Source organism: Flavobacterium sp. (genome assembly GCF_043760115.1).
Lineage (GTDB): Bacteria > Bacteroidota > Bacteroidia > Flavobacteriales > Flavobacteriaceae > Flavobacterium.
The window spans coordinates 16267-27646 of sequence record NZ_JAYUPK010000035.1; the positions used below are offsets into that span (position 1 = coordinate 16267).

Consider the following 11380-nt stretch of genomic DNA (forward strand, 5'->3'; position numbering starts at 1 on the left):
AACAATTAAAGCAATAAGTTTCATTAAGTTTTTATTATTTTAAATCATTTAATCTTAATGTAACTGCATTTTTATGAGCTTGTAAACCTTCGGCTTCTGCCATTATTTCAATTGCGTTTCCAATGTTTTGGATTCCTTTTTCTGTAATTTTTTGGAACGTCATTGACTTTAAAAAACTATCTAAATTTACGCCTGAATAATTTTTTGCAAATCCGTTTGTTGGTAGCGTATGATTGGTTCCTGAAGCATAATCGCCAGCACTTTCTGGTGTGAAATTTCCAATAAAAACTGATCCTGCATTTTCTATATTTTCTACAAAAAAATCCTCATTTTTAGCACAAATAATAAAGTGTTCTGGTGCATATTCATTAATTAAATCTAGTGCAATTTGATCTGTTTCGACATAAATTAATTTTGAATTTTCTATTGCTTTTTGGGCAATTTCTTTTCTTGGTAAACTTTGAATTTGCAGATTTATTTCATTTTCAACTTCGTTAATTAATTTTTTGGATGTTGAAACTAGAATTACTTGGCTATCTATTCCGTGTTCGGCTTGGCTTAATAAATCTGATGCTACATAGCTTGTTTTTGCAGATTCATCAGCAAAAATTAATAATTCACTTGGTCCAGCAGGCATGTCAATTGCTGTTCCGAATTGCGTTGAATATTGCTTTGCAACAGTTACAAACTGATTTCCTGGTCCAAAAATTTTATACACTTTTTCAACAGATTCTGTTCCAAATGTCATTGCTGCAATAGCTTGAATTCCACCAACTTTATAAATTTTAGTTACACCACATAAATTAGCAGCGTAAATAATTGCAGGATTTATTTTTCCGTTTTTGTTTGTTGGCGAACATAAAATTATTTCTTTGCAACCTGCAATTTTAGCTGGAATCGCTAACATTAAAACAGTTGAAAATAATGGTGCTGTTCCGCCAGGAATGTATAAACCTACCTTATTAATTGGTTTTTTTTCTTGCCAGCAAAAAACACCTTTTGTAGTTTCTACTTCTATTTTTGAAGTTTTTTGTGCTTGGTGAAATTTCTCAATATTTGATTTTGCTAATTGTATTCCATCTTTTAATTCTTGAGAGATTTCTGCATTTGCTTGAGCTATATCTTCTTTAGAAACAAATAAATTTTTAACAGAAATTCCATCAAAAAGTGATGAATATTTTGCAACTGCAATGTCGCCTTTTGTTTGAACTTCTTTGAAGATTTGTTTTACTGTTTCTTCAATTGCTTCAAACGATTGAGTTGGTCTTTTTAAAATTTTAGACCAGTCTTCTTCTTTTGGATTTATTATTTTATTCATATTTTTATTTTTTTTCAATTCCGATAGCTATTGGAACTAAGTCTTTATATTTTTTTAACCATTAAGAAAAATTAAGGTCATTAAGGTTTTATTCTCGCAAAGACGCTAAGCTTCTGTGTTTTCTGATTTTTTAAACCATTAAGAAAAATTAAGGTCATTAAGGTTTTATACTCTCAAAAACACTAGGTTTCTTTATATTTTTTTTTAACCATTAAGAAAAATTAAGTTCATTAAGGTTTTGTTCTCGCAAAGACGCAAAGGCGCAAAGTTTTTAAAATCTTAAAATTTAATTTATGTCTGATTTCCTTATTCTATTTTCTTTGTTCTATTTTCTATTTTCTATTTTCTTTGTTCTTTTAAAGTACCATTTTCTCAATTGGGCAAACTAATATTCCTTCTGCGCCTGCATTTTTTAGTTTATCTATTACATCCCAAAAAGTTTCTTCTTCTATAACTGAATGTACACTACTCCAACCTTCTTCTGCCAATGGCATTACAGTTAAACTTTTTAAAACTGGAAGAATTTTACTAATTTCTTCAATTTTGTTATTCGGAATATTCATCAAAATGTATTTGGATTTTCTGGCTTTTAAAACCGATTGTATTCTAAATAATAATTTATCTAAAATGATTTGATTTTCATTTGAAATAGATGGTGAAACTGCCAAAACCGCCTCACTTTTAAGTATAACTTCTACTTCTTTAAGGTTGTTTTTAAACAAAGTACTTCCGCTAGAAACTATATCTACAATGGCATCTGACAAGCCAATATTGGGTGCAATTTCTACAGAACCAGATATTTGGTGTAATTCGACCGTTACATTTTTAGATTTAAAATAATTTAAAACGGTGTTTGGATATGAAGTCGCAATTCGTAATCCTTCTAAATCTTGAATAGAATTGTATTGAAATGTTTTTGGAACTGCAACAGAAACTTTGCATTTGGAAAATCCTAATTTTTCTACAACTTGTATGTTTTGACCTTTTTCTACTAAAAGATTATCGCCAAGAATTGCAACATCTACTACTCCATCAATAAGATATTGAGGAATATCTGAATTTCTTAAAAATAAAACTTCTAGTGGAAAATTAGTTGCCTCGGCTTTTAATTGATCATTACCATTGTTGATAGAAATGCCACAATCTTTTAGAATTTGAATACTGTCTTCGTTTAAACGACCTGATTTTTGAATTGCAATTTTTAATGTACTCATTACTTTGTTTGGATTAAATTTTTAGAATGAGTACAACTTGAGTAAAATAAAAAAACCCGATTGATGTACTCAAACGGGTTTTATATATTGTGATTTACACGCATATCATTAACACTTCGCCTGAGAGCAATTATGAAAATGATGGTGATGTAATTTATTTTGAAACACTTTTATGTTGTATTTATTTTGCAAATGTAAACGTAAATAAAAGTACAAACCAAATTATTTGTAAACTTTATGAAAAATTATGATTTGTTTAGTCTGTGTCTTTGGTTTCTAATTCTTTGTTTTCAATTTTATTTACAGCCGATTCTACCGAGTTTTCTCTAATTTCTGTATGACGAATTTCTCCACCAGAAGTACCAACTGCTTTTGATAAAATTACTCCAACAATTGCAACTGTTAAAACTAAAAACGACATTAATTTGGCTTTAGCATTATTTTTCAAGTTCAAATACAAACCTAATAATGATGCAATTCCTAAAACATACATTACAATTGCAAATTTCTCAGCTAATTCTTCGTGCTCATGAATTATTTGCTTTCCTATATTTGGAAAATCTTCAACTATTTCTTCTGCGCCTTCACCAGTATTCATTGATGCAAATGCAAAAATTGCAGCAATAGCAAATAAAATATATGCCGTGTTCTTAATAATATTGTTTTTTAAAAATAATCCTGCAACAAGAATTCCTAAGCCAAAAATTGTTCCAATAATTGGAAAATGGTTTACAACCATGTGTAAATGTGCGTCGTTCATAAGTTAAAATGTATATTAATAGTTACAACAATCCATTATATTTTCTAATAAACCATTCTGCAGCAAGAGAAATTGCAATTAAAACCAGCAACCAAACCCAATCAATAAAAGGAGTTTTAGTAACTACATTTTTTTGAATAGCTTTATATTCTTGATTTGACAATAATTGTTTAATTAACTCATCAATTTGGTTTGGAACAAATGCTGTACCTTTAGTTTGAGATGCTAATTGCTTTAATTTAGCTAAATCTGGATTTACAAATTGTTTTTCTATATCAAAATCTAATATCTCAAAAGTACTTGAATACGAGGCATTAGAATTTAATTCTTTAACTGTAAACGAATAATTTCCTGCTACTAAACCGTCAAGATTTACTTTGAAACTGTTGGTTGTTTTTAATAAATCGTAACGTTTTACTTGTTTGGTTTTAGCATTAGTTACAGCAATTGTTAGTCTTGCTTTTTCGTCAAACTCATAGTTTTTATTGAAGTATTGAGCTGTAATTTCTAATGCATCGCCTGAATTATAAAAACGTTCGTGGTTTACAATCAAAGATTTCTTGGAATCGTTGGAAGCCAAAAACTGAATGATTTTATCTATAAAAACATCAAATTCATCAAATGATTTTTTGTCTACAAAACTTTGAGCTCGCCATTTCCAAATGTTTTCTCCCATTAAAAAAGCATTTCTTTTTCCTTGATTATCAGAAAATGCTAAAAATGGAAAATTGGTTTCAACATTTCTTATACTTGAAGAAAGTAAAACAGAAACATTTTCTTTGGCACTTATTGTTCCATAGGGATTTTCTAAAGGAGGAAAATTTTCAAAACCAATATTATCTGTAGCAAATAGATTGAAATCTGATTTAAAATTGGCTAAATAATCTTCTTTTTGGGTTGACATTCTAAAATCTATTTGATCTTGTTGCTGGTTTAAAAATCCAAAATTAGTACTGTTTCCTGTTACAATAAAAGAGTTTATTTTTAAATTTTTATTAGCATCAAATACTTGTTTAAAATCGGCAGTTGGTTGATATAAAATTAAAACATTATATTTACTTAACTCACTAACTTGATTTGGTTTAAGTATTGTCACTTTACGCTGTGCATTAGTTTCAATACTTCTTTTTATTGCTCCTAAATCTGGATGATTTATTGACGAAATTATCGCAACTTCCGATTTTTGATCTATAATTTGAACTGCAAATTTCTTAACATTATTATAGGTGTTTTTTTCGTTTTCTAATGATAAAATTTTAGCTGTAAAAACTTGTAAACCAGTTTTGTCTGCAGGTAATAAAATATTTAAAACTTCAGATTTTTTTGATGGAGAAAATGAAATACTTTGTTTAGAAAGTACCGTATTTCCGTTGGAAATTGAAAAATTGGCAGTTATAGATTTGGTTCCAGAATATTGTAAAAATACTTCTACTGGAAATTTATTTTTGTGAAAAGCGTATTTATTTACGTTAATTTGATTTATTTTTAAATCTAAATAAGTAGTTGTATCACCAACAACTATTGGATAAACTTTATTATTTACATCAAATTGAAAAACATAATCAGCACCAGAAGTTTGATTACCATCAGAAATTAAAACTGTAGGAAAAACTAAATTTTTATTGATGCTTTTAATATTTTTAGCAACTTCATCAATATTAGTTTGAATACCTTTAAAATTAACTTCATCACCATTTTCAATCGATTGAAAATCGGAATCAAATTTATAAGATTGAATATCAAATTTATTTTTTAAATCAGAATTGGAAGCCAGTTTTTCATAAACTTCTTTAGCAGAAACATTCGCTTTTAAATCTACCATTGAACTTGAATTATCAACCACAATGGGCAATGGAGTTTTAATAGTTTCAAGTGTACTTCTACTCATTATTGGATTAATAAGTAAAAGTAATAATCCAAAAATAGTTATAAACCTTAAAAAAGCTAAAAGCAAATTGGTTTTAGCATTGTTTTTATTTTTATAGAAATACTGAAAAAAAGAAATTCCAGCAGCTATAAAAACAGATAAAATTAAAAGTAAAATTGTAGACGTATTCATTAGTATCGTTTGTAGTTTTTGGTTTGATGTTTATTGTTTTAACTTTAAACAACAAACTTTAAACAATAAACATTTTATTAAGTTAGCATTCCGCCATCAACATTCATGACTTGTCCTGTAACATAAGCGCTCATATCTGAAGCAAAGAAAAGACACGCATTGGCAACATCTTCTGGAGTTCCGCCACGTTTTAACGGAATTGAATCTCTCCAACCTTGTACTACATCTTCGTTAAGTTTAGCAGTCATTTCTGTTTCTATAAATCCTGGTGCAATTGCGTTACAACGAATATTTCTTGAACCTAATTCTAGTGCAACTGATTTTGTAAAACCAATCATACCAGCTTTAGAAGCTGCATAATTAGCTTGTCCAGCATTTCCTTTTACTCCAACTACACTACTCATATTTATTATAGAACCTTTTCTGTTCTTCAACATTGTTTTTTGAACTGCTTTGGTCATATTGAAAACCGATTTTAAATTAATTTCGATTACTTTATCAAAATCTTCTTCACTCATTCGCATCAATAAATTATCTTTTGTAATTCCGGCATTGTTTATTAAAATATCAATGTTTCCAAACTCTACTAGAACATCTTCTATTAATTTTTGAGCTTCATTAAAGTTGGCAGCATTACTTTGATATCCTTTAGATTTTATTCCTAAAGCGTTTAATTCTGTTTCTAATGCCAATGCAGATTCGGCTGATGAACTATAAGTAAAAGCTACATTTGCTCCATGTTGTGCAAAAACTTTAGCAATTCCACTACCAATTCCACGACTTGCACCAGTTATTATTGCTACTTTTCCTTCTAGTAATTTCATAAAATTATTTTTAAATATAAAGTTCAAATATACTATTAATTTAATGTTTTAAAAAAATAGATTTTAATTAAAATTGATTTCTAATTATATACTAGAATTTTTATTTACTTACTAAATTTTTAGCCCTGATGGAAATGGCATCCTTTTTTTAATTGCCTTGGGTAAAACCCAAGGCAATTAAAAAAAGATAGAATGTACAGCAGGAATCTAGATTATTGAAAAGCGCAAGCCAAATTGCTTCTAATTAAAAAAGGACTAATACTGAAATTAGTCCTTTGTTTATAAATATATTTTTAAGAAAATTATCCTAAAACTTCTTTTACTTTTTTACCAATTTCTGCTGGAGAATCTACAACGTGTATGCCACATTCTCTCATAATTCTTTTTTTAGCTTCGGCTGTGTCATCTGCACCACCAACAATTGCACCTGCGTGACCCATTGTTCTTCCTTTTGGAGCGGTTTCTCCTGCAATGAAACCTACAACTGGTTTTCTATTTCCATCAGCTTTTATCCACTTGGCAGCATCAGCTTCTAATTGACCACCAATTTCACCAATCATTACGATACAATTGGTTTCTGGATCGTTCATAAGTAATTCAACCGCTGCTTTAGTTGTTGTTCCAATAATTGGATCACCACCAATTCCGATAGCTGTTGTAATTCCTAATCCTTGTTTTACAACTTGATCTGCGGCTTCATAAGTTAATGTTCCAGATTTAGAAACGATTCCAACTGTTCCTTTTTTAAATACAAAACCTGGCATAATTCCAACTTTAGCTTCGCCTGGCGTAATAATTCCTGGACAATTTGGACCAATCAAGGTACATTTTCTATTTTTAATGTATTCGTTTGCTTTAATCATATCTGCAACTGGAATTCCTTCAGTAATTGCAATTATTACTTTGATTCCAGCATCTGCAGCTTCCATAATTGCATCTGCAGCAAAAGCTGGTGGAACGAAAATAATAGAAGTATCTGCTCCAGCTTTTTCTACTGCATCTTTTACTGTGTTAAAAACAGGACGATCTAAATGAGTAGAACCACCTTTTCCTGGTGTAACTCCACCAACAACGTTTGTTCCGTATTCAATCATTTGTTCTGCGTGAAAAGTTCCTTCACTTCCAGTAAATCCTTGAACGATAATTTTTGAATCTTTATTGACTAAAACACTCATAGTATATTTTTTATGTAATTTTTTTATTGTGTTGCAAAAGTAGTAAAAAGAGTTCGGATTTTAGAATATAGATTTCAGATTTTTTTTAAACTAAAAATACTGTTTTTATGAAAACTGACTCATTTGAAATCCTTTGAATAATTTATCTTCTTTAATTTCCCAAATGACAAAAAAATGTGCCAGAAGCATTTCTTCTCTTGGATTTTCGATGGTTTTTACAAAGTGAGAATAGCGTACAGCAACCGTATTTTCTTCTGCAACAATATGAGAAATTCTAATTTTAGACCTTATGTATGCTCGGCTTAATTCGTCAGTTAGATTTAAAATATCGTCTCTGTTCATTTGAATAAAACCTTTGCTACTGTTCCAATCGACAGTAACATCTGGATGCAAAAATTGACTCACAGCAATTTTATCAAGAATAATATCTGATTTATAAAATTCTAAAACAATGTCTTTAGGTTGCATTTATTTTATGGTTTTTAAAATTTCTGGTATTCGTTTTATGTTGGCAAGTTGTTTTAATTTCTCTCGAGATTCTTCTATTGGTGTACCAAAATAGGACTTTCCTCCTTCAACTGATTTTGTAACTCCTGTTTGACCTAAAATTACAGCTTTAGTTCCTATTGTAATTCCGCTTGTGGTTCCAACTTGTCCCCAAATAGTTACTTCATCTTCAATAATTACGCAACCAGCAATACCAGTTTGTGCTGCAATTAAACATTTTTTACCAATTATTGTATCGTGACCAACGTGAACTTGGTTGTCTATTTTTGTTCCTTCGCCAATAGTTGTGTCGCCGGTAACTCCTTTATCTATTGTACAAAGTGCTCCAATGCCAACGTTATCTTCAATAATTACTCGTCCACCAGAAAGCAATTGATCAAATCCATCTGGGCGTTTTTTATAATAAAAAGCATCTGCGCCAAGAATTGTTCCTGCTTGAATAATTACGTTATCGCCAATGATACAACCATCATAAATAGAAACATTAGAATGAATAATACAATTAGCACCAATTTTTACATGATTTCCAATAAAACAATTGGGTTGAATAAATGTTCCTTCGCCAATTATTGCAGATACAGAAATTGCTAAATCTGTAGCTTGAAAAGGTCGAAAATGATGTGTCAATATATTAAAATCTCTAAAAGGATCATTAGAAATTAATAAAGCTTTTCCTTCTGGACAATCAACTTCTTTATTAATTATAACAATAGTTGCTGCCGATTGTAATGCTTTTTCGTAATATTTTGGATGATCTACAAATACAATATCTCCAGAAGTAACTACGTGAATTTCGTTCATACCTTCTACTGGAAAATCAGCATTGCCAACGAATTGACAATTTATAATTGTAGCGATCTCTTGTAAAGAATGTATTCTTGAGAATTTCATTTTTTCAATATTCAGTGTTCAGTTTTCAGTAATCAGTGTTCAGTGTTCAGTGTTCAGTATTCAGTGTTCAGTGTTCAGTGTTCAGTGTTCAGTAATCAGTAATCAGTGTTTAGCAATCAGTTTTTAGTAATCAATAATAACTAATTATTTTGTAGTTATAAGTTCTAAGTTTAGTTATTAGTAATCTGTTACTGCCAACTGAACACTGATTACTAATTACTAACACTTTAAACTATTCTTTAACTCGTTCCATGTAGGAACTTGTTGCTGTATCAATTTTAATTTTATCACCTTCATTAATAAATAATGGTACATTTACTGTTGCTCCGGTTTCTACAGTTGCAGGTTTTGTTGCATTTGTAGAAGTATTTCCTTTAACTCCAGGTTCAGAATAAGTAACTTCTAAAATTACAGAAGCTGGCATATCTACTGATAAAGGTAAATCAGTTTCAGTATTAACTTGAACCATTACGTTTGTACCTTCTTTTAATAAATCTGGCGCATCAAGAATTTTTTTATCTAATGTAATTTGTTCAAATGAATCTACATTCATAAAATGAAAATCATTTCCTTCTGCATACAAATACTGATAAGTGTGCGTTTCTACACGTACTTCTTCAATTTTATGTCCTGCAGAAAAAGTATTGTCTAACACTTTTCCATTAGTCAAACTTCTTAGTTTTGTTCTAACGAAAGCTGGACCTTTTCCTGGTTTAACGTGAAGAAATTCAATGATTTTATAAATATCGTGATTGAATTTTATGCATAGTCCGTTTCTAATATCTGATGTAGATGCCATTATATAATTGTTTTTAGTTTTTATTGTTTGTTGTTTATAGTTTGTTGCTTGATAATGATTTATTTAACTATAAACCATAAATTAAAAACCACAAACTTTCTAATATCCTCCAGAATATCCCTTCATAACGCCACGAGAAGAATTTCTAATGAATTGAATTATCTCATCTCGTTCTGGTGTTGCTTCCATTTCGGCTTCAATAATTCCTAATGCTTGCGTTGTATTATAATTTTTTTGATACAAAATTCTGTAAATATCTTGAATTTCCTTAATCTTTTCAGTTGTAAAACCTCTTCTTCTTAATCCCACAGAATTAATTCCTACATAAGATAAAGGTTCTTTTGCAGCTTTTGTAAATGGTGGAACGTCTTTTCTAACCAAAGAACCACCAGAAACCATTGCGTGATCTCCAATATGAATGAATTGATGAATTGCTGCCAAACCACCAATTATTGCATAATCGCCAACAATTACGTGACCTGCAAGCGCAACTCCATTTACAATAATTGCATTATCGCCAATATGACAATCGTGTGCAATATGTGCCGTTGCCATAATTAAACAATTCTTTCCAATTTTAGTTTGACCAGAAGCAATTGTTCCTCTATTTATGGTAACACATTCTCTTACAGTAGTATTATCACCTATTATTGCAAGTGAATCTTCACCTCCAAATTTTAAATCTTGTGGCACAGCAGAAATTACAGAACCTGGAAAAATATTGCAATTTTTACCAATTCGTGCGCCTTCCATAATAGTTACGTTAGAACCAATCCAAGTTCCTTCGCCAATTACTACATTATTATGAATTGTTGTAAATGGATCAATTACAACATTTCGGGCAATTTTTGCACCAGGATGAACATAAGCTAACGGTTGATTCATATATTGTTTGGTTTATGGTTTGTTGTTTGTTGTTTTTGGTTTGTTAAAATTTATTAACTATAAATCAAAAACAATAAACTATAAACTATTTATTTCATTGCTTTTTTGCTATTTGAGCCATTAATTCAGCTTCGGCAACTAGTTTTCCATTTGCGAAAGCATACGCTTGCATATGACAAATTCCTCTACGTATTGGCGTGATTAAATCGCATTTAAAAATTAATGTATCGCCAGGAAGTACTTTATGTTTGAACTTAACATTATCAATTTTCATAAAATAAGTTAAATAATTTTCTGGATCTGGAACAGTACTTAAAACTAATATTCCGCCTGTTTGTGCCATTGCCTCAACAATAATTACGCCTGGCATAACTGGTGCTTCTGGAAAATGGCCTACAAAAAAACCTTCATTCATTGTAACATTTTTCATCCCAACAACATGACTTGCTGACATTTCGATAATTCTATCAATAAATAAAAATGGTGGTCTGTGCGGAAGAATACTCATAATTTTATGAATATCCATCAATGGTTCTAAATTTAAATTGAAAGAAGGAACATGATTTTTTTGTTCTATCTTAATAATTTTAGACATTTTTTTGGCAAATTGTGTGTTTACAAAATGTCCAGGTTTGTTGGCTATAACTTTACCTTTTATTCTAACGCCAATTAATGCTAAATCGCCAACCACATCTAGTAATTTATGACGTGCAGCTTCGTTAGGATAATGTAATGTTAAGTTATCAAGAATTCCGTTTGGTTTAACAGAAATTTTATCTTTTCCAAAAGCAACTTTAAGATTTTCCATTGTAGATGTTGAAATATCTTTATCTACATATACAATTGCATTATTTAAATCGCCACCTTTTATTAAACCGTTTTCTAATAAATCTTCTAATTCATGAAGAAAACTAAATGTTCTAGAATTGGCAATTTCTGTTTTAAATT

11 protein-coding genes are annotated in these 11380 nt (G+C 29.9%); all 11 read right to left on the bottom strand.

Going from position 1 to position 11380, the window contains the following annotated elements; all coding sequences use genetic code 11:
• Positions 1-34 precede the first annotated feature (34 nt).
• The gene (gene hisD / locus ACH2BC_RS02970; protein WP_395052498.1) at positions 35-1318 is read right to left on the bottom strand and encodes a histidinol dehydrogenase; all 1284 of its coding nucleotides are present in this window, start codon (positions 1316-1318) and stop codon (positions 35-37) included.
• Between the two features lie 356 nt (positions 1319-1674).
• A complete protein-coding gene (hisG, locus tag ACH2BC_RS02975; RefSeq protein ID WP_395052499.1) occupies positions 1675-2532 on the bottom strand; it encodes an ATP phosphoribosyltransferase in 858 nt (285 codons plus the stop codon).
• Positions 2533-2788: 256 nt separating this feature from the next.
• Positions 2789-3292, bottom strand: a complete 504-nt coding sequence (locus tag ACH2BC_RS02980; protein ID WP_395052500.1) for a hypothetical protein — start codon at positions 3290-3292, stop codon at positions 2789-2791.
• Positions 3293-3314: 22 nt separating this feature from the next.
• Positions 3315-5351: a hypothetical protein gene (locus tag ACH2BC_RS02985; RefSeq protein ID WP_395052501.1), complete on the bottom strand. Its 2037-nt coding sequence runs from the start codon at positions 5349-5351 to the stop codon at positions 3315-3317.
• 77 nt (positions 5352-5428) lie between these two features.
• On the bottom strand, positions 5429-6175 hold the full coding sequence (gene fabG / locus ACH2BC_RS02990) for a 3-oxoacyl-[acyl-carrier-protein] reductase (RefSeq protein WP_395052502.1): 747 nt from the start codon (positions 6173-6175) through the stop codon (positions 5429-5431).
• Between the two features lie 302 nt (positions 6176-6477).
• On the bottom strand, positions 6478-7350 hold the full coding sequence (gene sucD / locus ACH2BC_RS02995; RefSeq protein ID WP_395052503.1) for a succinate--CoA ligase subunit alpha: 873 nt from the start codon (positions 7348-7350) through the stop codon (positions 6478-6480).
• Between the two features lie 105 nt (positions 7351-7455).
• Complete coding sequence (locus ACH2BC_RS03000) at positions 7456-7818, bottom strand: nuclear transport factor 2 family protein (protein WP_395052504.1); 363 nt, start codon at positions 7816-7818, stop codon at positions 7456-7458.
• Entirely contained in the window at positions 7819-8748 is a 930-nt protein-coding gene (locus ACH2BC_RS03005; RefSeq protein WP_395052505.1) for a UDP-3-O-(3-hydroxymyristoyl)glucosamine N-acyltransferase, read from the bottom strand.
• A gap of 232 nt (positions 8749-8980) precedes the next feature.
• Positions 8981-9547 (bottom strand): elongation factor P, encoded by a 567-nt coding sequence (gene efp / locus ACH2BC_RS03010; protein WP_395052506.1) that lies wholly within the window; start codon positions 9545-9547, stop codon positions 8981-8983.
• Between the two features lie 99 nt (positions 9548-9646).
• Positions 9647-10432, bottom strand: coding sequence for an acyl-ACP--UDP-N-acetylglucosamine O-acyltransferase (gene lpxA / locus ACH2BC_RS03015; protein WP_395052507.1), 786 nt, complete (start codon positions 10430-10432; stop codon positions 9647-9649).
• Between the two features lie 94 nt (positions 10433-10526).
• On the bottom strand, positions 10527-11380 hold an 854-nt coding region (locus ACH2BC_RS03020), incomplete at its 5' end, for a bifunctional UDP-3-O-[3-hydroxymyristoyl] N-acetylglucosamine deacetylase/3-hydroxyacyl-ACP dehydratase (protein ID WP_395052508.1).